A 24,685-nucleotide genomic window follows, 5' to 3' on the forward strand; every position below is an offset into this window, starting at 1 on the left:
GTGCATTGCAGCATCGCGGGCTGAGCGGCAGGTCCGCGGTTCGACTGTCATTGTTCCGCGTTTCCCCTGATCGTGGCGCGCACCATCAGGGTCGTTTTCTCAGGGCCGTCCTTGCCGTCCACCACAGTTTAGGTCGTGATTCGGATTCCGGGAGAACATTTGCCGCTTGGTGCGTGGCATGTGTCGCATTTCATGCATCGGCTCGCGGGCGCCGCGGCGTACGTTTACCGCGTCCACCGGTGACCTTCGAAGCCTGTGCCCCAGCCGGCTTCGCATCCGCGATCCGCGCGATCAGATGGTCGCGAAACGTGCGCACCGACGGGGGCAACTCGCGCCCCGCCATCGTCTGCACCTGGATGCTGCGCTGGCGCATCTGCGGGTCGGTGAGCGGAATCACGACGAAGCCGTCGCCGGCATAGCGGTCGCGCACCGACAGCAGCCCCGTGAACATGATCGCTCCGGACCGCTGCGCGTAGCGATAACTCGCGCCGCTGTTGTTGCAGATCAGATCCGGCTCGAGGAGGATGCCTTCGAGCGCGCACGTGATGTCGATCAACTGGCGAATCGTGGTGCCCGTCTCCGACAACACGAGCGGATAGCGACTCACCTCGGCGAGCGACAGTTTCGCGCGCGCCGCAAGGGGATGATCGGCGCGCAGCAGCACGAACACCGGCGCGCGTTCGGTGTGCTCGACCTTCACGCCCTTCTCCGGCGCGAGGCTGAACGACAGCGCGATATCGACGTCGCCGTCGCGCACGTGGCGAGTGGCGTCGGCCGGCGACATCACGGTCAGCGTGAAATCGATGCCGGGGTGCTCGGCGCGGAAACCCGCAATCGCGGCGGGCAGGAAGTCGACCGCAAAACCCTCGGCGGTCGCGATCTTGATCCGGCTGCCGTGCAAGCTCGCGAGGCCGCTAATCTCTTTCATCACGTGCTCGGCTTCGAGCAGGCTGCGTTGCGCGTACGCAAGCAGCCGCTCACCGGCCTCGGACAGCGTCATGCCGCGCGGACGCCGCTCGAACAGCGTCACGCCGAGCTCGCTTTCGAGCCGCACGATTTGCCGGCTGATCGCCGATACCGCGACGTGCAGCCGCTCGGACGCGTCGCTCAGCGAGCCGCCGCGCGCGACTTCGACGAAATAACGCAACGCGATGCCATGCAGTGAACGTGCCATCCTGGACGCCTCGATCGAATCAGTTGCAACGGTGCCCTGGGTGGGCGGGTGCCGCGGTTCGCGCCGACGCGCGACGCTTTGCTTTTCCGGCAAGGCAAGCTTCGAAACATGATCATTGTGACAAAAATGGCGCCCTTCTAGAATCGATCGCAATCACGTTGCAGGCGATTCGCCTGAACGCCGCGCCGAGCATCGAGCCATCGAGCCTCGCGGCCCTCCGCCCCTTCACCCGTCCCCCGCATCGGAGACATCGACATGAGCCGCAACCAGGCCATCGAGCTTGCCACCCGGCACTTCGAATCCGGCGCTTTTCTCGCCGATCTGAACCGTCGCGTCGGTTTTCGCACCGAAAGCCAGGAAAGCGATCGCGGCGCACTGCTGCTGTCCTATCTGACCGACGAAATCCAGCCCGAAGCGGAGCGCCTCGGCTTCAGCACGCGCATCGTCGATAACCCGGTCGATGGCTTCGGTCCGTTCCTGATCGCCAACCGTCACGAAGGCGATCATCTGCCGACCGTGCTGATCTACGGCCACGGCGACGTCGTGCGCGGCTACGACAGCCAGTGGCGCGCGCCGCTGACGCCGTGGGCGGTGACCGTGGAAGGCGAGCGCTGGTTCGGTCGCGGCACCGCCGACAACAAAGGCCAGCACTCGATCAACCTCGCCGCGCTCGCGAGCACGCTCGCCGCGCGCGACGGCAAGCTCGGCTTCAACACGAAGCTGTTGATCGAGATGGGTGAGGAAACCGGCTCACCGGGGCTCGACGCGATCTGCCATGCGCATCGCGACGAACTCGCCGCCGACGTGCTGATCGCCTCCGACGGTCCGCGTCTCGCAGCGCGTCGTCCGACCGTGTTTCTCGGCTCGCGCGGCGCGGTCAATTTCAGGCTGTCGCTGAACCTGCGCGACGGCGCGCATCACTCGGGCAACTGGGGCGGCTTGCTGCGCAATCCCGCGACGGTGCTCGCCAACGCGCTCGCGAGTCTCGTCGATGCGCGCGGCGTGATCGCAGTCGACGGCCTGCGTCCGCCGCCGATCCCCGAGGCCGTGCGCCGCGCACTTGCCGACCTCACGGTGGGCAACGGTCCGGGCGACCCCACCGTCGATGACAACTGGGGCGAGCCGGGTCTTTCCGCGCCCGAGCGCGTGTTCGGCTGGAACAGCTTCGAAGTGCTGGCCTTCAAGGCGGGTAATCCGGAGAACCCGGTCAACGCGATTCCGCCGTCGGCGTTCGCGGTCTGCCAGTTGCGTTTCGTGGTCGGCACCGATTGGGAAAACCTCGGCAAGCATCTGCGCGCGCATCTCGATGCGCACGGTTTTCAGCTGGTCGAAATCGACGTCGAACGCGGCGCGCCGGCCACGCGGCTGGATCCCGACGATCCGTGGGTCAGGTGGGCGATCGCGTCGCTCGAAGCGACCACCGGCAAGAAGACCGCGCTGCTGCCGAATCTCGGCGGCACGCTGCCCAACGAGGTATTCGCCGACACGCTCGGTCTGCCGACGATCTGGGTGCCGCATTCCTATCCGGCCTGCTCGCAGCATGCGCCGAACGAGCACCTTCTAGCACCGGTGGTGCGCGAGGGCCTGCAGATGATGGCGGGACTGTTCTGGGATCTCGGCGAGAATTCGCCGCTTGCGGCGAAGCGCGAGACGGTGGATACGGCAAAGGCCGCGGGTTGAGTTCGGCCGACGCCGAGTGATTCACTTGATTCGCTGCGCCTTGCGCGGCCGCCCCGGCAATCGACCGGGGCCACCGCGGCAAGCGCGTCGCGCTTACCTCGACATCAAGGCGCCGGATTCGGCTGCAGCTCGTGCAGCCTGTCGATTTCCGCCAGCACTTCCGGCGACAGCTTCACGTCCGCGCTGGCGATGTTTTCCTTCAATTGTTCGAGCGAGGTCGCGCCGATCAGATTGCTGGTCACGAACGGCCGGCTATTGACGAACGCGAGCGCGAATTGCGCGGGGGTCATGCCGTGGCGCTTCGCGAGCTCGACGTAACGCGTGGTCGCCTGCACGGCTTGCGGCTTGCTATAGCGCTGGAAGCGCTCGAACAGCGTGATGCGCGCGCCGGCAGGACGCGCGCCGCCTTCGTACTTGCCCGACAGCCAGCCGAACGCGAGCGGTGAATACGCGAGCAGACCGATGTTGTCGCGATGCGCGTACTCGGACAGACCCACTTCGTACGTGCGGTTCAACAGGCTGTACGGATTCTGGATGCTGACGATGCGCGGCAAGCCGAGTCTTTCGGCCGCGCGCAGAAACTGCGCGACGCCCCACGGCGTTTCGTTCGACACGCCGATATGGCGCACCTTGCCAGCCTTCACGAATTCGGCGAGTACCGTCAGCGTTTCTTCGATCGGCACCGTGTACGCGTCGTCGACCCACGGATACGACGGACGGCCGAACGTCATCGTGCTGCGATCGGGCCAGTGCAGCTGATACAGATCGACGTAGTCCGTTTGCAGACGTTCGAGGCTGTCGTTGAGCGCCTCGGTCAGGTTCTTGCGATCGAACTGGTTGCCCTCGCCGCGAATATGACGCGGATTGTGCGGCTGACGCGCGGGGCCCGCGATCTTGGTGGCGAGCACGATCTTCTCGCGCGCGCTCTTGTGCTGCGCGAGCCACGTGCCGATGTAGCGCTCCGTCGAGCCCTGCGTTTCGGCGCGCGGCGGCACCGGATACATTTCCGCGGTGTCGATCAGGTTCACGCCGTGATCGAGCGCGTAGTCGATCTGCGCGTGCGCTTCCTGCTCGGTGTTCTGCTCGCCCCACGTCATCGTGCCGAGACCAATCAGGCTAACCTGCACGTCGGAGTCGCCGAGTCTGCGGTATTCCATCTAACTTGTCCTGTTGAAGAGGTGAACGGAAAGCGCAGACGTTACCACGCCGACGCATTACCTGCAGCAAGGCTAGAATGCGGGGCCATGCGTTGCAGCGCGCCGCCTGGTGCTTGCGCGTTGCGCGCTTTGCGTTCTCGACGCGCGTTTCATCATGACTTCGTTGCCATGAATCACGAACACCTCGAATTGCTGGTCACGCGCGTGATGCCCTACGGGAAATTTAAAGGCCGCGTGATCGCCGACCTGCCCGGCCACTATCTGAACTGGTTCGCGAGCCAGGGCTTTCCGCCCGGCGAGATTGGCCGTCTGCTCGCGTTGATGCACGAGATCGATCACAACGGCTTGAAACCGCTGCTCGACCCCTTGCGCAAACCGAAGCCCCTGGAGCGTTGAGACCGTGGCCGTGAAAGCGTTGCCAGGCCGGCTGAAAGTCGCGGCGCAGGCAAACTGCAAGCAATGTAGGACAGTACAAATTCATACAGGTTTTTTCTTGCGGATCGCGCTTGCGTGGCCTTTAATCGGCATAGGTCGTCGCGCTGTGAAACGTCGCGAGTGAAGCGGATCAGTCGTCATTCGCTGAACAATATCGATGTGTTCCGGCGCCGTGCGATCCCCCGCCTTCGTGACTCCCTGCATGTCCATGTCGCAATTCAGCCTGTCGGCGTTGCTCGAATTCATCGGCCACGATCTGTCGCCGGTGCGCGCGGTCATCCTGTTCTTCGTGATCGGCTACGTCGTGGTCGGACTGCCTGTGCATTTTCGCCAGGGCGCGGCCTCGCGCGACATCTGGGGCACGGCCGCCGGCGTAACGATGGCCGCCATCTACGCGGCGTTCATTGCCGGCGTGTACCCGTGGCTGCATCACGTGTCGGTGATCGCGCGTTGAGCGTCGACCGCCGTCAGGTGGGGTCCGAGACCTTCCCATAGCGGTTCACGCAATTCGCCTCGCGGCTGCCAGCGCCGCATCGACGTTCGATACAACGGTCGGCGCATCTGTGCGGAACTCGCGGTACTGACACGCCGCATCGTCTCGCGAGCGAGGCAACGTTCGTCTCACTCGAGCCCCGCAGTGCGCGAGCATGCGACGCACGTTCGCCTCGCAAGCGTCGACCAGCTCCTCGTGCTCGATCTCGATCATCACGCCCGCGTGTAGAACGCGCCGCCAGTGCGTTATCAACGCATCGTACGCGCGCTGACAGCGGCCCAGCTCGCCGAGGTGGCAGCCGAACGACACGTCGTAAAAATGCGCGAGAAAATCGATAGACAGGTCTGCGATGGCGAGCGGCGGCCATGATTGATGCGCGCGTTCGGCAGCGCGAGATGAATGAGGCCAACGTTGATGAAGTTGAACGGGTATTTGTCGGCAAAGCGCGCGAGCGCGCCAAGCGATTCCGCCTCGTTGTCGCGCGTGCTCTCGCGATACAGCACGTTGCCTTTGAGCAGATGATCGAACGGGGCGGGCACGCGAATCGTTTCCGACTTAAACGACGAATCGTCCGATGGAAGTTAGCAGCCACGCCCTTCAGTAACGTATCAGATTATTAACGAAGTGTTACCGCAACGCCGCTCGGTAATGCGCGAGAAGATTGGCGAAACGGTCGAGCGTCGCGGCAACGGCTCGCGTGGTCGAAGCCCCGAGCGCGCACCGCCGCGCCGGCGCCGGTAACGCTCGGACACAAACGCGGCTGAACTCCGTTGCGCGCGGTTTTTCTGAGGTTTACGTGAAGGAGAAAATCGTGACCAGGCTCATTGCATCGATGACGCTGCTGGCGGCCGCGGCAGCGAGCATCACTGGATGCGTCGTCGCGCCGCCAGCGGACTACGGCTATGCGCAACCCTACTATCCCTACGCCTATGGACCGCCTTACTACGGCCCGGCGTACGGCTCGGTTGGTATCTATGGCGGTTTCGGAGGGTCGTGCTGCTATTACGGACATGGGTATTGGCACGGGCGCGGCGGATGGCATGGCGGTGGCGGGCACGGCGGGCACGGCGGGCACGGCGGGCACGGCGGCTGGCATGGCGGGGACGGCGGATGGCACGGTGGCGGATACGGCGGCATGCACGGCGGCGGCAGCTCATGGAGCAGTGGTGGCGGGATGGGGGGACATGGGCATGGGCATTGAGGCATTGAGATTGAGCCATTGACGAACCGGTGGCCGCCTCTGTCGCGATATGGCTCCAGCGCGCCCGGCGGTTTCTGGCCTTGCGGTAAAATTATTGTTTTGATTCAAGCCGCCTGGCCGCTCCATGTCTTTACCTAGCACTCCCAGCCCCCGCCGCGTGTCCGTTGCCCCGATGATGGATTGGACGGATCGTCATTGCCGCTCGCTGCATCGAATGATTTCGCGCCATACCTGGCTTTACACGGAAATGGTGACGACCGGCGCGCTGCTGCACGGCGACGTGCCGCGTCATCTCGCATTCACGCCCGACGAAGCGCCAGTCGCGCTGCAACTCGGCGGCAGCGAGCCCGACGATCTCGCGCGTTCGGCCAAGCTCGGCGAGCAATGGGGCTATGACGAAATCAACCTGAATTGCGGCTGCCCATCCGAGCGCGTGCAACGCGGCGCGTTCGGCGCATGCCTGATGAACGAGCCGCAACTCGTCGCCGATTGCGTGAAGGCGATGCGCGACGTCGTATCGGTGCCAGTCACGGTCAAGCACCGCATCGGCGTCGATACGGTCGAGGAATACGGCTTCGTCCGCGATTTTGTCGGCACGATCGCGCAAGCCGGCTGTGAGGTCTTTATCGTTCATGCGCGCAACGCGATCCTGAAGGGCCTGAGCCCGAAGGAAAACCGCGAGATTCCGCCGCTCAAGTACGACTACGCGTATCAGTTGAAGCGCGATTTTCCGCAGCTGGAAATCGTCATCAATGGCGGTATCAAGACGCTCGACGAAGTCGACGCGCATCTTCAGCACGTCGACGGCGTGATGCTCGGGCGCGAGGCCTATCACAACCCCTACCTGCTCGCCGATGTCGACGCGCGCTTCTACGGCTCCGCGCAGGCGCCGCTGACGCGCGAGCAGGTCGAAGCGAAACTGATCGAGTATTGCGCGACCGAAATGGCGCGCGGCACCTATCTCGGCGCGATCATGCGTCATGCGCTTGGGCTGTATCGCGGCGAAGCGGGTGCGCGTGGTTGGCGTCGAGTTTTGTCCGACAGCAAGCGACTTGCGGCCCGTGATCTGACCATCTTCGACGAAGCAAGACAGCATCTGCGCGAGCCCATCGAAATTTTTGAATAAAGGACTAGGCAAACCACTATCTAGTCCCTATAATCTCGTTTCTTCGTCGGCGAGACAGGTTTTTAGAGCATGTCAAGCGGATGTTAGTGGTGGCTGTAGCTCAGTTGGTAGAGTCCAGGATTGTGATTCCTGTCGTCGTGGGTTCGAGTCCCATCAGCCACCCCAAAGAATTCAAGCAAACGGCGTTGTGAGCAATCACAACGCCGTTTTTGTTTTGCTGACGGCCTTCTGCATTTTCCACGATGTCTGTGCGGTTTTCCGCCCCGCAATCACTCCTTCCCGCCTTCTCCCGCCTCTCAAAAACCGCTTGGCCAACAGGGCCGGATCACCGGTCCGCCTTGCGGCGCGTACGTCTGAACGATTGTTTCTTCGTCGGGAATAGTAATTTCAGATTATCGGCACAAATTTTCAATAGTAGGGGTATACACTGGCTTCCATCGACGTTGCAGACACCTGGTTCACTGGCTCCTGCAACATCTTCCTGAAATGCAGTCGAAACGTTATCGGAGTCCTACCATGAAGACCAAGTTTATCGCCGCCCTGCTGGTTGCCGCTTCTGCCTCTATCGCCGCTCCCGCTTTTGCCAGCGGCTATGGTCCGGCACCGTACTACCGTCCGTCGGTTGGCGCGCCGGCTTCGCAACAAGGCCAGAACGCGCAGACCGTCGCTGCTGAACGCGCCAACGCGCAATCGAATGCATACGGCGGCGTGAATAGCGTGTCGACGCAATCGGGCACGCGCAGCGAACCCACGTCGGGTCCGCAATCGGTGTTCTTCGGCCACTAAGCCGCCAGCAGTACCGTCAGATCCGCTGCCTCTGAGGCAGCGATCAAACTGGGCGCCGCGCATGCAGTATCGATGCCGGCGCCCAGTTGCATTTACGGCAGCCGTGGTACCCGGTACGTTGCCCGGGTAGCGTTCGGTTTGCAACCGTTGTCTCGTGCGCCTGCCGCTTCCTTGCCTCATCCGAACAGGGCGTCCCCTTCCGTCGCGACGCGGCTATCCGCGTCTAACTCGCCAGCCCCGCATCGATCAATTCGCGCGCCGCGCGAAAAGCCGCCTCGGCGGCCGCATGCTCGGTGGACCACAAGCTATCGATATGCACGAGCTGCCAGCCGACCACCGTCGAATCGTCGCGCAGCACCCGGAAATGCGCCTTGACGCCGGTCAGTACCTGTTCCACCGCCACCTCGATGTCGTAGTCGCCATAGCGCGCCTGATAGTCGCCCATGTCGACGCCCTTCGGCTCCATGCTCATCTCCGTGGTTTCGCTGATCGCGGGTAGGCGGACGCGCGCGTCCGCTGGCGTCGCGCTGGCCAATCACCTGCTCGCGACTCAGCCGCGACGCGCCGCCTCGCTCTACACACCGGCCGTGCGGCCGGCCGCCGATCAGCGGATCAGTTGCAATCGCCGGAAAGATACTGCCGGCCGTTGCAGTTGATTTCGACCCCACCGCTGCCCGCTTCGGCAACCAGGTCGCATGCCAGCAACTCCGCCGCAACGGACTGCGCGACTTCGGGCGCCGTCTGTCCGACGCCGACGTCGTTCAGACGCCGCAACGCTTCGACCGCTTCAGGACTCAAGGACTTCGACATGGCCGTCTCCGTCGGAATGCTCAATTCATCGTAGCAAGTTTCATCGGCGGATGCAGGTGTGCGCGCCTGACGAGCCCGCTCCCCGGAGCGTCGAGCCTGGCAATTGGCGTCTGAAACCGGCGTGACCGTCAGGAGCACGCCTCAACGCGCCAGCAGCGGCCCCGGAACGCGGCCTGCTACTAGCTAATCGTGCACACAGCCGCGTGTCTGCAGACGGCACGCGACATCGAAGGAGAACGACATGAAGCGAGGCAATTGGGCCACGTTGACGGCCACCGCCGCCGCGCTGGCGGCGCTCTTCGCGAGCGGCGCGAGCGCCGTCGCGCAGACGGCGCCCAGCGCGCCGCCGGACAGCCATGCGCCGATGGCCAAACGGCCCGAGGCGGCCTCGGGCGCCGGCGGTTCGAGCAACCCGGACAACATGCCGATCAAGCGACCGGCGAAGCCAACCAACGACCACATGTCGCACGAGCCGCCCGCAAGCGGCGCAAACGCGAAATAGCCGCTGCGCACGCCGCTCGCATTGGCGGAGCGTCATCAAAGCCGCGCGATCGACACCTCGGTCGACTTCACGAGCGCGACCACCTCCGAGCCGACTTTCAGTTCGAGTTCGTCGACCGAGCGCGTCGTGATCACCGACGTGACGATGCCGAACGGCGTCTCTACGTCGACCTCGGACACCACCGAGCCGCGGATGATTTCCTTGACCTTGCCTTTGAACTGATTGCGCACGTTGATGGCGGAAATGCTCATTTCAGATCACTCCACAGAAGCAGTTGATAACGGAATCGGATCGATTTGCCAGGAAAACTCAGACGGCCCAGCGCACTTCGGTCGGCCGCGTGAGACGGCCGGGTTCGGGCAAGCCATACGGGTCATAGGGCCTGATACGCGCGATGCGCCAGCGTGTCGTCGTTCGGCGCGTTGTTCAGCACGCGTTGCAGCACGTGGTCTTCGAGTGCGGCGAAGCCCGCCGACGCCCGCGCGCGCGGACGTGCGAGCGCGACCGGCTGATCGAGCGCGATGCGGCCTTCCTCGATCAGCAGAATCCGGTCGCCGAGCGCGACGGCTTCGTGCACGTCGTGCGTGACGAGCAGCGCGGTGAAGCGATGCTCGCACCACAGCCTTTCGATCAGCGCGTGCATTTCGATGCGCGTCAACGCATCGAGCGCGCCGAGCGGCTCGTCGAGCAGCAGCAATTGCGGACGATGCACGAGCGCCCGCGCGAGCGCGACGCGCTGCCGCTGACCGCCCGATAGTTGCGCGGGCCAGTCGTTCGCGCGTTCGAGCAGGCCGACTTCGGCGAGCACCGCGCGTGCATCGTCGCGCGCGCCGCGGCCGAGGCCGAGCATCACGTTTTGCAGCACGCTTTTCCACGGCAGCAGACGCGCATCCTGAAACATGATGCGGGTGTCGAGCGGACCGCCGTTGCCGGCGCGCTTTTCGAGCACGCCCGAGCTGGCTTCTTCGAGACCCGCGACGAGCCGCAGCAAGGTCGACTTGCCGCAACCGCTGCGGCCGACGATCGCGACGAAGCTGCCCCGCTCGATCGACAGATCGAAGCCCGACAGCACCTCGCGCTCGCCATAGCGCTTGCCGACGCCGCGCGATTGCACCGCGTAGTCGCTCGCGGGGCGCGCGTCGCTGCGGGCCAGGGCGGTGGCGGGTTGCAAGCCGGCTTGCGAGCCGTGATGAGTCCCGCCCGCCCCGTCCCGCTCAACCAGCGCAGCCTCGTTCGCGTCGTGGTCCGCGAGCCGCGGCTGCGCGAGTTCGGTCTCGAGATCGCTGCCCGCGATGCCGCCGAACGTCGTCGATAGCGTCGTTGCGCTCATACTTTTGCTCCTCGCTGATAGGCCGGATGCCAGCGCAGCGACACGCGCTCGAGGCTCTTCGCGAGCATGTCCGCGAGTTTGCCGAGCGCCGCGTACAGCAGAATGCCGACCACGACCACATCGGTTTGCAGGAATTCGCGCGCGTTCATCGTCATGTAGCCGATGCCCGATTGCGCGGAAATGGTCTCGGCGACGATCAGCGTGACCCACATCAGACCGAGCGCGAAACGCACGCCGACCAGAATCGACGGCAGCGCACCCGGCAGAATCACGTGGCGGTACAGTGCGAAACCTTTGACGCCATAGCTTCGCGCCATCTCGGTCAGGTTCGCGTCGACCGAACGGATGCCGTGAAACGTGTTCACATAGACCGGGAAGAACACGCCGAGCGCGACGAGGAACACCTTCGCTTGCTCCTCGATGCCGAACCACAGGATCACGAGCGGAATCATCGCGAGCGCGGGAATGTTGCGGATCATCTGTACGGTCGAATCGAGCACGATTTCCGCGGGTTTGAAGAGACCCGTCGCGAGTCCGAGCACCAGACCGATGCCGCCGCCGATCGCGAAGCCCGACACCGCGCGCCAGGTGCTGACCTTCACGTCGGCCCACATTTCGCCGGACTGGATCAGCGACCATGCGGCCTTCACGACCGCGAGCGGCTCGGGCAGCACGCGCGTCGAAAGAGCACCGCTGCGCGCGGCGATTTCCCACGCGAGCAGGATCGCGATCGGCGCGAGCCACGGCAGCAGGTGCGCGCCGAAACGGCGCAGCGCGGCAGCGCGCGCCGTGGACGCGGGCTGCTGGGTTACCGCCGTTCCCGCGCTCAAAGTGATGTCACTCATGTTGGCTTTTCTCCTTGCCTGTCGATCGTCGTGCGCGTGTCGCGCAAGCAGCGCGACCCATGCTATGCGCGCGCTCAACTCGCGCTCGCCGCCTTCGGCAGATAGCTGGTGCCGACGATTTCGCCGAACGGCCCCGACAACGGCCCGTTGGCAACCTTGCTGAAGCGTTGCGGCAGCAGCGGAAACACGAGTTCGGCGAAGCGGTAGGATTCCTCGAGATGCGGATAGCCCGACAGGATGAACGTCTCGATGCCGAGCGCCGCGTACTCCTTCATACGCGCGGCCACCTGCTCCGGACTGCCGACCAGCGCGGTGCCCGCGCCGCCGCGCACGAGCCCCACGCCCGCCCACAGGTTCGGATAGATCTCGAGCTGCTCGCGCCCGCCGCGCTTGCCGCCGTGCAGCGCGGCCATACGGCGCTGCCCTTCCGAATCCATCTTCGCGAACGACGCCTGCGCACGCGCGACCGTGTCGTCGTCGAGCTTGCTGATCAGCTTGTCGGCCGCGGCCCACGCTTCCTCCTCGGTCTCGCGCACGATCACGTGCAGCCGGATCCCGAAGCGGATCTGCCGGCCGCGCGCCGCGGCGCGTGCGCGAATGTCGGCGATCTTCTTCGCGACCGCTTCGGGCGGCTCGCCCCACGTCAGATAGGTGTCGATGTGCTCGGCCGCGATATCGTGCGCGGCCGCCGACGAGCCGCCGAACCACAGCGGCGGATGCGGGTTTTGCACCGGCGGATATAGCGCCTTGCCGCCCTTCGACCGCAAATGCTTGCCGTCGAAATCGATCGCTTCGTTGCTGTGCGACGCGGCGAGCAGCTTGCGCCAGATATGCAGGAATTCGTCGGTGATTTCGTAGCGCGTGTCGTGATCGACGAACACGCCGTCGCCGGCCAGTTCGGCCGCGTCGCCGCCCGTCACCACGTTGATCAACAAACGCCCGTTCGAGAGCCGGTCGAACGTCGCCGCCATACGCGCGGCGAGTCCCGGCGACGACAGCCCCGGGCGAATCGCGACGAGGAACTTCAGCCGCTGCGTCACGGCAATCAGGCTCGACGCGACGACCCAGGCGTCCTCGCACGAGCGGCCGGTCGGCAGCAGCACGCCCTCGTAGCCGAGCGTGTCGGCGGCGACGGCGATCTGCCGGAAGTAGTCGTAGTCGGCTGCGCGTGCGCCTTGGGACGTACCGAGATAGCGGCTGTCGCCGTGAGTCGGAATGAACCAGAACACATTCATGTTGTTACTCCTGCCTTTTCCTGACGTAATGAAAACGGTGAGCGCGAGCGCCGGCCGCGCGCATCGAGCCGGCAACCGGCAAGGCGCTGCGGCGCGTTGAAGGATTGAGAAACGGACGATGGACTCAGGCCATCGGCAACTGCGTCAAATCGATGAAGGCTGTGCGCCTGGCGGACGACACCGCGAACACGACCGCGCGCGGGCCCTGCGACAACGGAGATTCGGCGTGAGGCTCGACATTGCGACGGCTTTCCTCGACCAACGTGCGCGTGAACGGAGATTCGGCGTGAGGCTCGACATTGCGACGGCTTTCCTCGACCAACGTGCGCGTGATGCGCTCGATTTATCGGACGACGGCGACACCCGAGCCGTCTGCATGAGGAACCAGTCTATGGAGCGGTCCGCGGCTTTTGAACGATTTTTTTGAGCTTAGGATTTGCGCTTTCGCGATTAGCCCGGTTCTACCGCATACGGTTGTTGCGCTTTATACACGCGGCCCCGGCCGCCCAACCCCGGTCGATATAATGGCGCTCGTTTCCAATCACCCGGTACAGGTCTTGCGATTCGCGTCGCCTGTACGTTGCCGGTGCCATGCATGCAAAAAATTATTCTGCCGTTCGTCGCCGGCTTTCTGGCTTCTTTGTTCTTTCGCGAATCGACGCTGGCGCTGATGCACGCTGCCGGCATGATCGACCCCAGCGGTTTTTCGACCGCGCCGTTTTTGCCGCTCGGCCTGCCTGAGTTCATCGCGAACGCAATCTGGAGCGCGTGCTGGGCCGTGCTGATGGCCTGGCTGCTGCGCGTCGCGCCGCATCGGCGCGCGCCGTGGGCACCCGCGTTCGTGTTCGGCGGCATCGTGCTGACGGCGGCGAGCGTGTTCGTCGTCGATCCGCTGCGCGGCATCTGGCCGAGCGGCAACATGCTGCCGCGCCTCGCGGTGGGCTTCACGGCGAACGCGATGTGGGGCTGGGGTGCGCTCGTGTTCATGCGCGCGTTCATGGCGAGCGAGGCAGAGGAATAAGCGCGGCGAACATGAATTCGCGCAACGCGTAGATTCGCGCGGACGGGTTCGAGAGGCCGCGCGTTCAGCCGCGCAGAGCGCCCAGCGGGTGCTCGTTCGCCGGCCACGGGCTGTCGAACATCTGCTCCACATCGGCCCGGTTGACGTCCTCGATGCGCGCGAAACGCCAGCGCGGCGCGTTGTCCTTATCGATGATGCGTGCGCGAATGCCTTCCACCGTATCGCCGCGCAGAAAGCTCGAGCGTGTCAGATCGAGATCAGTGCGCAGCACGTCGGCCATCGACCCTTCCGCGCGCGTGACCACTTCGAGCGAGACCGCCATCGACAGCGGCGAGCGCTCGCGCAGCACCGCGATCGTCTGCTCGGCCCACTCCGCCGTGTCGCCACCGCGCTCGCGTTCCTGTTCGAGCGACTTGAGTATCCGCGCGACGTCGGGCAGCGCGAAATGCCGGTCGATCAACGTCCGCGCCTTCGCGAGCGCGCTCTCCTCGGGCCGCGGCGCGACCTGATACGCGAGCGTCTCGCGCTCGACGCACGCAACCACATCAGCACCGCGGTCGAACGGTTCGCGGCTCAACCTATCGACGAGCGCGGGCAACCCCGCGTCGTCGATGTAGGCATCGGCGAGGCCCGCGTACAGCGCGTCGGCCGCGCCGATCGTCTCGCCGGTCACCGCCAGATAGCGGCCGATCGCGCCAAGCGTGCGCGCGAGAAACCAGCTCGCGCCGACATCCGGAAAGAGGCCGATACGGGTTTCGGGCATCGCCATCTTCGTTGATTGCGTGACGACGCGCAGGCCGCCGGTGCGATGTGCGCCCTGCGAAATGCCCACGCCGCCGCCCATCACGATGCCGTTCATCAACGCGATATACGGCTTCGGATACACGAAGATCGCGTGATTGAGCCGGTATTCCTCGCTGAAGAACGTATCGCGCGCCTCCTGGTCGCCGGTTTGCGCCGCTTCGTACATGAAGCGGATGTCGCCGCCCGCGCAGAACGCGCGCTCGTGCCGGCTGCGCACGACGACGGCCAGCACCTCGGGGTCCTCGCGCCACTGGTCGAGCGCCGCGTGGATCGCGCGGATCATGCCGGTCGACAGCGCGTTCAGCGCTTTCGGCCGCTCCAGTTCGATGAGACCGATGCGGTTGGCTACGTGGGTCGCGATTTCGTCGCTAGTGGCGGGCAAGGCGGACGTGGACATGGAGAACTGGGCGCGGCGGCGCGGCATGAGGTGGAACCGAACGTTATCACGGGCCTGCCGCTTTGCGTTTGGTGGGGAGTTCGGGGGCCGGGTCCGTGGAGCCGGCCGACTTGGCGTGGCGCCGCGCGACGGTTTTCTTGCCGCGGACTGCGGCGCTGTTCGATGCGCCCGCCGCCACGGCCTGCGGCACACCGAGCCATGCGTCGAGTGTTACGCCGACGAGCGTCTCGAGCGGCGCGCTCGGAAACACCGGGCACGTGAGATTCAGCGCGACGATGCCATGCAGACTCGCCCACAACGCCTCGGCCCAGATGGCGGGCTCCATCGATGCGACCGACGCCGACAGACGCCCCGCTGCTCGCAATTCGTCGAGCGCGTCGATCATGATGTGCAGCGCGGCCTCGTCGGGGTCGTCGTCGGCAACGCCGCCGGCGGCGTTGCCCAGGGAGGCGGTCGAACCACCGGTCCCGGCGTTCGCGCTTTTGTCGCCCGTGTTGCCGTCGTGTTTGCCAGTGCCAACCCCGCCCCTGAGCGCCGCGCCGGTATAGCTCGGGTCCTCCATGAAAATCAGCCGGTACGTTTCAGGATGCTCGACGCCAAACGCGACGTACGCGCGCCCGAGCGCCTTCAGCCGTTCGGCGGGATCCGCGATCTGCACGAGCGGCACGAAGGTCGCGAGCAACTGCGCGTAGCCTTCGGCGCACAAGGCCCGCGCGATGTCGTCGCGACTCGCGAAATGCAGATACAACGTGGCGGGCGAATATTCGATCGCGTCAGCGATCTTGCGCATCGACAGCGCGGCAAAGCCCTCGCCCACGACGATGCGCCGCGCGGCATCGAGGATGCGTTCGCGCAGTGCCTGCTTCTGGCGGTTTTTTCGTTCGGCGATTCCCATGACTCGCAATTTTCAGATTGACAAACTGAAAAGTCAATTTAAACTGAACATCGTTTACTGAACGATGTTCAGTACATTTTCACCTGTCAAATCGAGCAGCCACGAGCGCGCGACGATGTCGCGGCGCCATCTGAGGGAGTCGTCATGCAAGCCACGGGAAAGGTCGGTTTATTCGGTGCAGCGGGCGCTGCGGGTCAAAGCATCGCGACGGCGCTTGGCGCGGCGGGCCGCGATTACCGGGTGGTCGGCCGCTCGCGCGAGGTATTGCAACGGACTTTCGGAGACGACCCGCACGCGGAGATCGTCACCTGGAACCCCGACGACCCCGCCTCGATCCGCGCCGCGGCCGCCGGTCTGCAGACCGTGATCTACCTCGTCGGCGTGCCCTACGACCAGTTCGCGCAGCACCCGCCGTTGATGGAGAAAACGCTGGCTGGCGTGACGGCCGCCGGTGTCGAGCGCTTCATTCTGATCGGCACCGTGTATCCGTATGGCCGCGCGCGCGGCAACCCGGTCCGGGAAGATCATCCGCGCGAGCCGCACACGTTCAAGGGCCGCATGCGGCTTGAACAGGAAAAGCTCGTGCTGGCCGCGCATGGCCAGAAAGGTCTCGAAACGCTGGTATTGCGACTGCCCGATTTCTACGGACCGGGGGTCGAGCGCAGCCTGTTGCACGGTGTCTTCGTTGGCGCCGCTACCGGCAAGCGCGCGCAGCTGCTCGGTCCCGTCGACGTACCGCACGAATTCATCTATCTGCCGGATGTCGGTCCCGTGGTCGAACGACTCACGCGCACGCCCGAAGCCTACGGCCGCTGGTGGCATCTCGCGGGCGCCGGCACGATCACGCAGCGCGAGGTGGCTCGCGAGGCCTACGCGCTCGCGGGCTCCGGGCCGAAGCTGATGGTGGCCGGCAAGGGCATGCTGCGCGTGCTCGGGCTATTCAATCCGCTGATGCGCGAGTTGGTCGAGATGAACTATCTGATGACCGAGCCGGTCGTGCTCGATGATTCGGCGCTGGCGACGTTGATCGGGCCGCTCAGGAAGACGTCGTATCAGGAAGGGATCAGGCGGTGCTTCGAAGCGGCGCGCGAGGTGGTGCCGGCACGCGACATGAATCAGCGGCAAGGCGTTGGCGATGCGTAGGTGAAGTGAAAACCGCAGAGATGGACCTGCACCCGGCCTCTGGCACCGACGGTCCGTAGGCAGGTCCGCTTAGCCTGCCATCTGCCCCGGCGGAAAGTGGCCACTCTTGAGCAGCACGGGTGTGCCGTTACTCATCTGCAGATGCTCACGCGCAACGGCCTCGATGCGCGGCCGGCCCGCATCGAACGCGCGCAACCAGCCGTCGAGGTTCTCGCTGTAAGCGCCGAAATGATCCTCGAGCGCTTCCACCGAGATCGCGCACGGCACCGGCTCACCGTCCACCAGCGCGGAAAACACGACGGTCAGGTTGGAGTCGCGGTAAGCAGGCGCGTCTTCGGGAAAACGGATTTTCATGGTCGCCTCGTCAGAAGTTGGCGGCGGGAACGTAGCTCGCACGGAAGGCCCTGCGCGCCGCCGATCCTCGCAAGTCCCGCTATGGTACTCGCGCCGCCGGATCACGGTCCAGCGCACGCGGGGGCCTGATTCAGGGCATCGCGCGCTGCCTTGGCGAGCCCATCGGCGGGCCCTTTGCACGGAAATCGCCGACACGCTCACGGCCCATCCAGCAATCGGTCGACATACTCGCGGGCCGCCCGTTCGACGAACGCGAGCGCCACTTCTTCACTGTCGAAGCGTTGCCGGTCGCCGAGCTCGAGCAGCGTTTCCATCCGGTGCGGATCGTCCGGGCCGAGCTCGGCGAGGCTGACCGTGCCGACGTAGGTACCGTCCGCTTTGGTGTGCGCGTCGCCCGACGGGCCCGACGTGCTGCCCCCTGGCACGAGGCGCGCGGCGGCGCTGATGTAATAGCCGCGATAAGGGCCACTGACCCGTTCAGCCATCTTCGTCCTCCTGTTGCGGTTGCAGAGCTGGCGCCAGTCGCAACGGCGCCGCCCTATTGCTTCAGCATGCGGCGCGCCGCTGCACTGGGTGTGTGCGGGCGGCCCGTCCCATAACGATAAGGCGCGTTGCAGCGCGATAAGTTCTGCTCGCGAGACGCGCCCCCCGCGCCGCGCCAAAAGAGCCGCGCCAAAGAGCCGCGCCGCACTTCAGCCGCGCGCGCTGGTCGAACGGTCCATACCGGCATGCTCCATGCTGTCGCACGGTACCTGTTACGACGCCATTTCGAGGCCAGCGAGCGCAATATGGGAAAATATTTTCTGCAGGATCATGAACTGCCCGAGCCGGATGCGGCGAACCGCTGGTTCGAGTACGCCGAAAGTCACGGCATCGACATCCCGAAAGCGATCGGCATCTGGGAAGACGCAGCCACTGAAGAAGGCGCGGAAGCCCGGCGGCTCCTCAACGCGGCGGGCATCACGGTCGAAATGACCTGAGCCGTGACGCGCGCCCTCGCGCTCCACAGCGACCGACCCGACCCGGCAGACCCCCTCTATCTGAACGAAAGGACACAACACGATGCAATTCACGACGCAACCGCGACGCGCCGGCCGATTCCACCGCCTCCGATCCAGCGCCGCGCTTGCCCTCGTGCGTCGCGCGTCGCTGTCGGCCGCCTTGCCCGCCGCGCTGCTGCTCGCCGCGGGACTGGGCGGCTGCGCGTCGTCGAACACGACCACGCTGATCAATCTGCCCAACGGCCAGACCGGCTTCGCGGTCAACTGCAGCGGCGCCGACGCCGGCTCGAGTTGGGCCTCGTGCTACGTGCAAGCGGGTAAGGCCTGCGGCGCGACCGGCTACGACATCGTCTCGAAAGACAACGACGAAGGCGGCACCGCCGGCGGCAGCGTCACGAACGTGGCGTCGGCGAACGTGAAGGGCCGCTCGATGATCGTGCGCTGCAAGTAAGCCGATTTACGTGCCTGGCGGCAATCGCGGCGGCTGGCGCGGGCGCTCAATGCGCCTGCATCTTCGAGAAGAGATTCAACACCGCGACGCCAGCGACGATCAATCCCAGCCCGATGATCGCCGGCACGTCGGGTACCTGCCGGTACAGCACTAGCGCGACCAGCGTGATCAGCACGATGCCCGCGCCGGACCAGATCGCGTAGACGACGCCGACTGGAATGCTTCGGAGCGTCAACGACAGGCAATAGAACGCGATGCCGTAGCCGAGCACGACGACCATCGACGGCAGCAGGCGTGAAAAGCCGTCCGAGGCCCGCATCGCGGAAGTCGCGATCACTTCGGCGACGATCGCGATCGCGAGCAGCGCATACGGGGGTACGCGCATCGCGTCAGTTTTTCGCGAGCGCGAGCTTGCCGTAGTCGTGACCGAGATGCGCGCACAGCGCTTCGACCACGAGTTCATGATCGGCGCGCTGCGGCAGACCGGACACCGTGATCGAACCGATCACGCCCGCCCCTTCCACCGCCAGCGGAAACGCGCCGCCGTGCGATGCGTACTCGGTGGCCGGCAGTCCGTGCTTGTCGGCGAGCGTCGCGCCCGCGAGCTGCATTTTCAGACCGATCGCGTACGAGCTACGGCGAAATTGCGCGACGGTGTTGCCCTTGCGGCGCGCCCAGTCGACGTTGTCGGGCGTCGCGCCGTCGAGCAGGCTGAAGAATAGCGGCTGGCCGAACGTGCGCACGTCGATCGCAGCGGCAATGCCGCGCGCTTTCGCGACTTCGTGCAGATACGCGCCGACTTGCCACGCGCGGTCGGCATCGAAGCGGGGAAACACGAGGGTCTTTTCCTGAATGGCGATGACCTGCAGGTCGTGAGCGATATCCATGGGGTTCAGAACGGGTCGGGGCATCAGAGTCAAAGGGGCCGCCGTCGTGAAGATCCGGCGAGCCGCGTGGAGAATCTGAATTCTAGCGCAGCGTCCGCGCACGGCTTTCCAGAGCCTTTCCGATAGGCGACGTCGCGCGGGCAGAGCGAAGCGCAATGAAGCCAATTCTTACATGGCTATTGCGCTGGCCGTCTGGCTGGTCTATAATCTTTTCTTCGACGGACGCGGGGTGGAGCAGTCTGGCAGCTCGTCGGGCTCATAACCCGAAGGTCGTAGGTTCAAATCCTACCCCCGCAACCAACCGAAATCATTGAAGGGTTACAACGCATTGGCGTGTAACCCTTTTTTGTTTTTGTGGCCTTGGTCTGGCGATCCCCTTGACCGCCCCACCCTCAGGCGAAAAAAAAGCGCGTCAACTGAATGACGCGCCAAGCTACGAGGCAATGTACAAGAGAGAAAAGATGACTGCGGTGGACGCGGTGGCCTCCATCGCAACCATCAGGACCGATGCTATCAGCGCATCTAAAAATCGACTGTCAATCAATGTCAGACACGACGGTGCTCGCCGCCTTGGACGTCGTCTCGCGCAGCCCCTGTCGGCTCCTCAGTAATCCCCCGCCCCGGTGATAAACTCCTATCACCCTTTCTCGTCCCCTTTCCAATGAAATTCTGTTCTGTCTGCGGCCACGGCGTCAGTCTGAGCATTCCGCCGGGCGACAATCGCGAGCGCTTCGTATGCGGCAGTTGCGGCACCGTGCATTATCAGAATCCGCGTAACGTGGTCGGCACCGTTCCCGTGTGGGACGACAAGGTGCTGCTATGCCGTCGCGCGATCGAGCCGCGCTACGGTTACTGGACACTGCCCGCCGGCTTCATGGAAATGGGAGAAACGACGGCCGAAGCCGCCTCGCGCGAAACGCTCGAGGAAGCCGGCGCCCGCGTCGAGGTGCAGAACCTGTTTTCGCTGCTGAATGTGCCGCACGTGCATCAGGTGCATCTGTTCTACATGGCGCGGCTGCTCGATCTCGACGTCGTCGCCGGCGAGGAAAGCCTCGAAGTGAAGCTGTTCGAGGAGTACGAGATTCCGTGGGACGAGATCGCGTTTCCGACCGTCGGCCAGACGCTGCGCTTTTTTTTCGCCGACCGCGCGGCCGGCAGTTTCGGCCTGCATACCGGCGACATCTTCCGCTCCCTGCGCGAAGGCTGAGCGGCGCGCATGGTTCCCTGGCTCGGAGCTGACGACCCGTTTCCGCCCGTCGAGCGCGCGCTCGGCGCCGCGAGCGGCGCGCCCGGTCTGCTGGCGGCAAGCGGCGATCTGCTGCCGTCGCGCCTCATCGACGCGTATCGGCGCGGCATCTTCCCCTGGTATTCGGACGGCCAGCCGGTGTTGTGGTGGAGCCCCGATCCGCGCATGATCCTGCGCCCCGCCGAGTTCAAGGTGTCGCCATCGCTGCGCAAGACGCTCAAGCGCGTGTTGCGCGACGACGCGTGGGAAATCCGCGTCGATCACGATTTCGCCGCCGTGATGCGCGCCTGCGCGCAGGCGCCGCGCCACGGTCAGCGCGGCACGTGGATCACCGCCGACGTCGTCGAAGCCTATTCGTCGCTGCACCGCCTGGGCGACGCGCACAGCATCGAAACCTGGCTCGGGGGCAAGCGTGTAGCGGGATTGTATGGCGTGTCGCTCGGGCGGATGTTCTTCGGCGAATCGATGTACACCGACGTCACCGACGGCTCGAAAATGGCGCTGGCCGCGCTGGTCGGCCACTTGCGACGTCACGAAATAGAAATGATAGACTGCCAGCAGAACACGTCGCATCTGGCGTCGCTCGGCGGCCGCGAGATAGCGCGCAAGGCGTTTGTCGCGCATGTTCGCGCGTCTGTCGGCGCGCCGGCCATCCCGTGGCGCTTCGACAAGACCGCCCTGCTCGACATCCTCGCGCGGGCGGCGTAGGAAAAATCAGGCCGAATCCGGTCCGCCGCCCATCGAATAGCGGCATCAACCGCCGGGCGTGCCGGGTTTGCATTACCAGAGACGCTTCGAGAGCTGCCAACGTGACTCATCCCAACGAGCTGCCTCTTTCTCCGCTTTCCGCGCTGCAATTTTATGCAACGGCTCCCTATCCCTGCAGTTACCTGGACGGCCGCATTGCGCGCTCGCAGGTCGCCACACCCAGTCACCTGATCAATTCGGACGTCTACACCGACCTCGTCAAGGCGGGCTTCCGGCGCTCGGGCGTGTTCACGTATCGCCCGTATTGCGACGGCTGCCGCGCGTGCGTGCCGGTGCGCGTGCCGGTCGAGCGTTTTCAGCCGAACCGCACGCAGCGGCGTGTATGGAGAAAGCACGGCGACCTGATCGCGACCGTCGCGCCGCTGCACTACGACGAGGAGCATTACGCGCTGTATATGCGCTACCAGTCGGCGCGCCACGCGGGCGGCGGCATGGATCGCGACAGCCGCGACCAGTACGAGCAGTTCCTGCTGCAAAGCCGGATCAACTCGCGGCTCGTCGAGTTTCGTGAGCCAGCGCCGCTGCAGCCCGATGGGCGACCTGACGGGCCACCTGACGCGCGGGGCGCGCTGCGCATGATCAGCATGATCGATATCCTCGGCGACGGGTTGTCGTCGGTGTACACGTTCTTCGAGCCGAGCCTGCCGCACGCGAGCTTCGGCACCTACAACATCTTCTGGCAGATCGAGCAGGCGCGCAGCCTGAACCTGCCGTACGTGTATCTCGGCTACTGGATTCGCGAAAGCCCGAAAATGGCGTACAAGGCGAATTTCCGGCCGCTCGAAGGCTTGATCGACGGCGCGTGGCGCGTGCTCGATCCGGCCAGCATCGACCTGCCCCCGGTCGATTTCTCGATGCATGGACGACGCGGGCCGCTCAGGCCGTAGTCGAGGCGCCGTCCGTCGAGTCGTTGCCGGGTCCTGCTCGTCGCCGGCAACGCCCCATCAGTCTCATCGGAGCCCAAAGCCGGTAAAATAGCGGGTTCCCATTTTCCGGCCGTCCGGCTTCATCCCGTGCTCAGCTCCCTTTATCCGCTCGTTCGCGCCCAACTCTTTCGCATGGACGCGGAAGACGCTCACCATCTGACTTTGCGCATGCTCGGCGCCGCCGGTCGCACCGGCCTCGCCGGCGCGCTCGCGTCGCGCGTGCCGGATTCGCCGCGCACCCTGATGGGCCTGACGTTCCGCAACCCGGTCGGACTCGCGGCGGGCCTCGACAAAGACGGCGCGTGCATCGACGGTCTGGCGGCGCTCGGCTTCGGCTTCATCGAAGTGGGCACCGTGACGCCGCGCGCGCAGCCGGGCAATCCGCGTCCGCGCATGTTCCGGCTGCCGCAGGCGAACGCGGTGATCAACCGGATGGGCTTTAACAACGCCGGCGTCGACCAGTTCGTGAAGAACGTCCAGGCCGCGCGCTATCGCGGCATCCTCGGTCTTAATATCGGCAAGAACGCCGACACGCCGATCGAGCGCGCCGCTGAAGACTATCTGTACTGCCTCGAGCGCGTGTACCCGTTCGCGAGCTACGTGACGGTCAACATCTCGTCGCCGAATACGAAGAACCTGCGCCAGCTGCAGGGCGCCGACGAACTCGACGCGCTGCTCGCCGCGCTGAAGGACAAGCAGCAAAGACTCGCCGACATGCACGGCAAGCTCGTGCCGCTCGCGCTGAAGATCGCGCCCGACCTCGACGACGAGCAGGTCAAGTCGATCGCCGACACCTTGCTGCGCCACAAATTCGAAGGCGTCATCGCGACCAACACTACGCTGTCGCGCACCGCCGTCGCCGGCATGCGGCATGCTGACGAAGCCGGCGGCCTGTCGGGCAAGCCGGTGTTCGACGCGTCGAACGAGGTGATCCGCAAGCTGCGCGCCGAAGTCGGCGAGGCCGTGCCGATCATCGGCGTCGGCGGCATTTTCTCGGGCGACGATGCGCGCGCGAAGCTCGCGGCCGGCGCGTCGCTGGTGCAGCTTTATACTGGTTTCATCTACCGCGGTCCGGCGCTCGTCGCCGAATGCGCGCAGGCGTTGCGCTAGGCATCCGCGCCGCCGCATATAGACATAAACAAACGGTATTTAGGTTGCGATAGGCTCGTTTGCTATGCTCTCGACCGTCAAAACATCAGACGTACAAAGGAACACGATGAAATTCGGCCTGTTGAAGAAGCTCCTCGCCACCGCGCTGATCGGCGCGTCGCTGAGTGCCGTTACCGCGCATGCGGAAGACCTGCTCGACCAGGTCAAGCAGCGCGGCACGCTGCGTATCGGTCTCGAAGGCACCTTCCCGCCGTTCAACTCGAAAGCGCCGTCGGGCGAGCTGGTCGGCTATGACGTCGACATCGCCAAGGCGGTCGCGGCCAGGCTCGGCGTGAAGCCCGAGTTCGTCACGACCGAGTGGAGCGGCATCATCGCCGGTCTGCAGGCGGGCAAGTTCGATGTGATCGTCAACCAGGTCGGCATCACCGACGCGCGCAAGCAGACGCTCGACTTCTCCCCGGCGTACACGTACTCGGCGGCGCAACTGATCCAGCGCAAGAACGACACGCGCCAGTTCACCTCGCTCGAAGACCTGAAGGGCAAGAAGCTCGGCGTCGGTCTCGGCACGAACTACATGGACATGGCGAAGGCAGTGCCGGGCATCGACGTGAAGACCTACCCGGGCGCACCCGAATACCTGCGTGATCTGGCCGCCGGCCGGCTCGACGCGGCGCTGAACGACCGTCTGATGCTCGCGTACCTGCTGAAGAACTCGAACCTGCCGCTGCGCACCGGCGCGAACGTCGGCCCGGGCAACCCGTCGGGCATTCCGTTCAGAAAGGGCAACCCGAAGTTCGCGCAGGCGATCGACGACGCAATGACCCAGCTCGAAGCGGACGGCACCTTCACGAAGATCTCGGACAAGTGGTTCGGCATCGACGTCAGCAAGCCGATCAAGTAACACGCGT

At 65.0% G+C, this 24,685-nt stretch carries 31 protein-coding genes, 2 tRNA genes and 1 pseudogene; 19 read left to right on the top strand and 15 right to left on the bottom strand.

Annotated elements, in window-relative coordinates:
• Nucleotides 1-190 precede the first annotated feature (190 nt).
• Nucleotides 191-1,174 (bottom strand): LysR family transcriptional regulator, encoded by a 984-nt coding sequence (locus HDG37_RS02260; protein WP_184043960.1) that lies wholly within the window; start codon nucleotides 1,172-1,174, stop codon nucleotides 191-193.
• A gap of 255 nt (nucleotides 1,175-1,429) precedes the next feature.
• On the opposite strand from HDG37_RS02260, the gene HDG37_RS02265 reads away from it, so the two are divergent.
• On the top strand, nucleotides 1,430-2,854 hold the full coding sequence (locus HDG37_RS02265) for a M20 family metallopeptidase (RefSeq protein WP_184043962.1): 1,425 nt from the start codon (nucleotides 1,430-1,432) through the stop codon (nucleotides 2,852-2,854).
• A gap of 104 nt (nucleotides 2,855-2,958) precedes the next feature.
• Here the strand turns inward: HDG37_RS02265 and HDG37_RS02270 are convergent, their stop codons facing one another.
• Nucleotides 2,959-4,011: an NADP(H)-dependent aldo-keto reductase gene (locus tag HDG37_RS02270; protein WP_184029240.1), complete on the bottom strand. Its 1,053-nt coding sequence runs from the start codon at nucleotides 4,009-4,011 to the stop codon at nucleotides 2,959-2,961.
• A gap of 168 nt (nucleotides 4,012-4,179) precedes the next feature.
• Here HDG37_RS02270 and HDG37_RS02275 point away from each other — a divergent pair, with 168 nt between their 5' ends.
• On the top strand, nucleotides 4,180-4,407 hold the full coding sequence (locus HDG37_RS02275) for a DUF3820 family protein (RefSeq protein WP_184043964.1): 228 nt from the start codon (nucleotides 4,180-4,182) through the stop codon (nucleotides 4,405-4,407).
• Between the two features lie 247 nt (nucleotides 4,408-4,654).
• Nucleotides 4,655-4,900, top strand: coding sequence for a hypothetical protein (locus tag HDG37_RS02280; protein WP_018418199.1), 246 nt, complete (start codon nucleotides 4,655-4,657; stop codon nucleotides 4,898-4,900).
• 287 nt (nucleotides 4,901-5,187) lie between these two features.
• On the opposite strand, the gene HDG37_RS38965 is transcribed toward HDG37_RS02280, so the two are convergent.
• On the bottom strand, nucleotides 5,188-5,478 hold the full coding sequence (locus HDG37_RS38965; RefSeq protein ID WP_311540873.1) for a sulfotransferase: 291 nt from the start codon (nucleotides 5,476-5,478) through the stop codon (nucleotides 5,188-5,190).
• A 272-nt stretch (nucleotides 5,479-5,750) separates the two neighbouring features.
• Between HDG37_RS38965 and HDG37_RS02290 the strand changes: the two genes are divergently transcribed.
• The 4 genes from HDG37_RS02290 (at nucleotide 5,751) to HDG37_RS02305 (ending at nucleotide 8,052) form a co-directional block, all read left to right on the top strand.
• The gene (locus HDG37_RS02290) at nucleotides 5,751-6,140 is read left to right on the top strand and encodes a hypothetical protein (protein WP_184043966.1); all 390 of its coding nucleotides are present in this window, start codon (nucleotides 5,751-5,753) and stop codon (nucleotides 6,138-6,140) included.
• Nucleotides 6,141-6,264: 124 nt separating this feature from the next.
• The gene (gene dusA, locus HDG37_RS02295; RefSeq protein ID WP_184043968.1) at nucleotides 6,265-7,266 is read left to right on the top strand and encodes a tRNA dihydrouridine(20/20a) synthase DusA; all 1,002 of its coding nucleotides are present in this window, start codon (nucleotides 6,265-6,267) and stop codon (nucleotides 7,264-7,266) included.
• Nucleotides 7,267-7,355: 89 nt separating this feature from the next.
• Nucleotides 7,356-7,431, top strand: a tRNA-His gene (locus HDG37_RS02300).
• 351 nt (nucleotides 7,432-7,782) lie between these two features.
• Complete coding sequence (locus HDG37_RS02305) at nucleotides 7,783-8,052, top strand: hypothetical protein (protein WP_018418204.1); 270 nt, start codon at nucleotides 7,783-7,785, stop codon at nucleotides 8,050-8,052.
• A 223-nt stretch (nucleotides 8,053-8,275) separates the two neighbouring features.
• On the opposite strand, the gene HDG37_RS02310 is transcribed toward HDG37_RS02305, so the two are convergent.
• Nucleotides 8,276-8,518 carry a DUF6566 family protein gene (locus HDG37_RS02310; RefSeq protein WP_184043970.1) on the bottom strand — a complete coding sequence of 81 codons (243 nt, stop codon included), beginning with the start codon at nucleotides 8,516-8,518 and terminating at the stop codon, nucleotides 8,276-8,278.
• A gap of 146 nt (nucleotides 8,519-8,664) precedes the next feature.
• Nucleotides 8,665-8,862, bottom strand: coding sequence for a hypothetical protein (locus HDG37_RS02315; protein ID WP_013089281.1), 198 nt, complete (start codon nucleotides 8,860-8,862; stop codon nucleotides 8,665-8,667).
• Nucleotides 8,863-9,103: 241 nt separating this feature from the next.
• Here HDG37_RS02315 and HDG37_RS02320 point away from each other — a divergent pair, with 241 nt between their 5' ends.
• Nucleotides 9,104-9,364: a hypothetical protein gene (locus HDG37_RS02320; RefSeq protein ID WP_184043972.1), complete on the top strand. Its 261-nt coding sequence runs from the start codon at nucleotides 9,104-9,106 to the stop codon at nucleotides 9,362-9,364.
• A 35-nt stretch (nucleotides 9,365-9,399) separates the two neighbouring features.
• On the opposite strand, the gene HDG37_RS02325 is transcribed toward HDG37_RS02320, so the two are convergent.
• The 4 genes and pseudogenes from HDG37_RS02325 to ssuD all read right to left on the bottom strand — a co-directional run bounded on the left by HDG37_RS02325 (nucleotide 9,400) and on the right by ssuD (nucleotide 12,774).
• Nucleotides 9,400-9,615 (bottom strand): molybdopterin-binding protein, encoded by a 216-nt coding sequence (locus tag HDG37_RS02325; RefSeq protein ID WP_008922916.1) that lies wholly within the window; start codon nucleotides 9,613-9,615, stop codon nucleotides 9,400-9,402.
• A 58-nt stretch (nucleotides 9,616-9,673) separates the two neighbouring features.
• Nucleotides 9,674-10,694: pseudogene (locus tag HDG37_RS02330) on the bottom strand (ATP-binding cassette domain-containing protein).
• Nucleotides 10,691-11,539: an aliphatic sulfonate ABC transporter permease SsuC gene (ssuC, locus tag HDG37_RS02335; protein ID WP_184043974.1), complete on the bottom strand. Its 849-nt coding sequence runs from the start codon at nucleotides 11,537-11,539 to the stop codon at nucleotides 10,691-10,693. The pseudogene HDG37_RS02330 and the gene ssuC overlap by 4 nt, the downstream one beginning before the upstream one ends.
• A gap of 74 nt (nucleotides 11,540-11,613) precedes the next feature.
• Entirely contained in the window at nucleotides 11,614-12,774 is a 1,161-nt protein-coding gene (ssuD, locus tag HDG37_RS02340) for an FMNH2-dependent alkanesulfonate monooxygenase (protein ID WP_184043976.1), read from the bottom strand.
• 226 nt (nucleotides 12,775-13,000) lie between these two features.
• Between ssuD and HDG37_RS02345 the strand changes: the two genes are divergently transcribed.
• Both HDG37_RS02345 and HDG37_RS02350 read left to right on the top strand, forming a co-directional pair.
• Nucleotides 13,001-13,201 (top strand): hypothetical protein, encoded by a 201-nt coding sequence (locus HDG37_RS02345; RefSeq protein ID WP_184043978.1) that lies wholly within the window; start codon nucleotides 13,001-13,003, stop codon nucleotides 13,199-13,201.
• A 168-nt stretch (nucleotides 13,202-13,369) separates the two neighbouring features.
• Nucleotides 13,370-13,795, top strand: a complete 426-nt coding sequence (locus HDG37_RS02350) for a hypothetical protein (protein WP_184043980.1) — start codon at nucleotides 13,370-13,372, stop codon at nucleotides 13,793-13,795.
• A 64-nt stretch (nucleotides 13,796-13,859) separates the two neighbouring features.
• Here the strand turns inward: HDG37_RS02350 and HDG37_RS02355 are convergent, their stop codons facing one another.
• On the bottom strand, nucleotides 13,860-14,996 hold the full coding sequence (locus HDG37_RS02355) for an enoyl-CoA hydratase/isomerase family protein (RefSeq protein ID WP_184043982.1): 1,137 nt from the start codon (nucleotides 14,994-14,996) through the stop codon (nucleotides 13,860-13,862).
• A 46-nt stretch (nucleotides 14,997-15,042) separates the two neighbouring features.
• Nucleotides 15,043-15,891 (bottom strand): TetR/AcrR family transcriptional regulator, encoded by an 849-nt coding sequence (locus HDG37_RS02360; RefSeq protein ID WP_184043984.1) that lies wholly within the window; start codon nucleotides 15,889-15,891, stop codon nucleotides 15,043-15,045.
• A gap of 144 nt (nucleotides 15,892-16,035) precedes the next feature.
• Here HDG37_RS02360 and HDG37_RS02365 point away from each other — a divergent pair, with 144 nt between their 5' ends.
• Nucleotides 16,036-17,034 carry an NAD-dependent epimerase/dehydratase family protein gene (locus HDG37_RS02365; protein WP_184043986.1) on the top strand — a complete coding sequence of 333 codons (999 nt, stop codon included), beginning with the start codon at nucleotides 16,036-16,038 and terminating at the stop codon, nucleotides 17,032-17,034.
• Between the two features lie 69 nt (nucleotides 17,035-17,103).
• Here the strand turns inward: HDG37_RS02365 and HDG37_RS02370 are convergent, their stop codons facing one another.
• The gene (locus tag HDG37_RS02370; RefSeq protein ID WP_184043988.1) at nucleotides 17,104-17,388 is read right to left on the bottom strand and encodes a DUF1488 domain-containing protein; all 285 of its coding nucleotides are present in this window, start codon (nucleotides 17,386-17,388) and stop codon (nucleotides 17,104-17,106) included.
• 197 nt (nucleotides 17,389-17,585) lie between these two features.
• Nucleotides 17,586-17,873 (bottom strand): hypothetical protein, encoded by a 288-nt coding sequence (locus HDG37_RS02375; RefSeq protein WP_184043990.1) that lies wholly within the window; start codon nucleotides 17,871-17,873, stop codon nucleotides 17,586-17,588.
• A gap of 303 nt (nucleotides 17,874-18,176) precedes the next feature.
• Between HDG37_RS02375 and HDG37_RS02380 the strand changes: the two genes are divergently transcribed.
• Complete coding sequence (locus tag HDG37_RS02380) at nucleotides 18,177-18,368, top strand: hypothetical protein (RefSeq protein WP_184029291.1); 192 nt, start codon at nucleotides 18,177-18,179, stop codon at nucleotides 18,366-18,368.
• 82 nt (nucleotides 18,369-18,450) lie between these two features.
• Nucleotides 18,451-18,840, top strand: coding sequence for a hypothetical protein (locus HDG37_RS02385; RefSeq protein ID WP_090805720.1), 390 nt, complete (start codon nucleotides 18,451-18,453; stop codon nucleotides 18,838-18,840).
• A gap of 46 nt (nucleotides 18,841-18,886) precedes the next feature.
• Here the strand turns inward: HDG37_RS02385 and HDG37_RS02390 are convergent, their stop codons facing one another.
• Together HDG37_RS02390 and HDG37_RS02395 are read right to left on the bottom strand one after the other, a co-directional pair.
• Entirely contained in the window at nucleotides 18,887-19,225 is a 339-nt protein-coding gene (locus HDG37_RS02390; protein WP_184043992.1) for a multidrug efflux SMR transporter, read from the bottom strand.
• A 4-nt stretch (nucleotides 19,226-19,229) separates the two neighbouring features.
• A complete protein-coding gene (locus tag HDG37_RS02395; RefSeq protein WP_184043993.1) occupies nucleotides 19,230-19,727 on the bottom strand; it encodes a heme-degrading domain-containing protein in 498 nt (165 codons plus the stop codon).
• Nucleotides 19,728-19,950: 223 nt separating this feature from the next.
• Here HDG37_RS02395 and HDG37_RS02400 point away from each other — a divergent pair.
• The 6 genes from HDG37_RS02400 to HDG37_RS02425 all read left to right on the top strand — a co-directional run bounded on the left by HDG37_RS02400 (nucleotide 19,951) and on the right by HDG37_RS02425 (nucleotide 24,678).
• Nucleotides 19,951-20,027 (top strand) — tRNA-Met (locus tag HDG37_RS02400).
• Nucleotides 20,028-20,388: 361 nt separating this feature from the next.
• On the top strand, nucleotides 20,389-20,934 hold the full coding sequence (locus HDG37_RS02405) for an NUDIX hydrolase (RefSeq protein ID WP_184043995.1): 546 nt from the start codon (nucleotides 20,389-20,391) through the stop codon (nucleotides 20,932-20,934).
• A gap of 9 nt (nucleotides 20,935-20,943) precedes the next feature.
• Nucleotides 20,944-21,681, top strand: coding sequence for a leucyl/phenylalanyl-tRNA--protein transferase (gene aat / locus HDG37_RS02410; RefSeq protein WP_184043997.1), 738 nt, complete (start codon nucleotides 20,944-20,946; stop codon nucleotides 21,679-21,681).
• 101 nt (nucleotides 21,682-21,782) lie between these two features.
• Entirely contained in the window at nucleotides 21,783-22,628 is an 846-nt protein-coding gene (locus HDG37_RS02415) for an arginyltransferase (protein ID WP_184043999.1), read from the top strand.
• A 126-nt stretch (nucleotides 22,629-22,754) separates the two neighbouring features.
• Nucleotides 22,755-23,777, top strand: a complete 1,023-nt coding sequence (locus HDG37_RS02420) for a quinone-dependent dihydroorotate dehydrogenase (protein ID WP_184044001.1) — start codon at nucleotides 22,755-22,757, stop codon at nucleotides 23,775-23,777.
• Nucleotides 23,778-23,883: 106 nt separating this feature from the next.
• Nucleotides 23,884-24,678, top strand: coding sequence for a cystine ABC transporter substrate-binding protein (locus HDG37_RS02425; RefSeq protein WP_090805719.1), 795 nt, complete (start codon nucleotides 23,884-23,886; stop codon nucleotides 24,676-24,678).
• Nucleotides 24,679-24,685: the final 7 nt, after the last annotated feature.

The sequence above is a fragment of the Paraburkholderia sp. MM5384-R2 genome, assembly GCF_014201025.1.
GTDB classification, from domain to species: Bacteria; Pseudomonadota; Gammaproteobacteria; order Burkholderiales; family Burkholderiaceae; genus Paraburkholderia; species Paraburkholderia tuberum.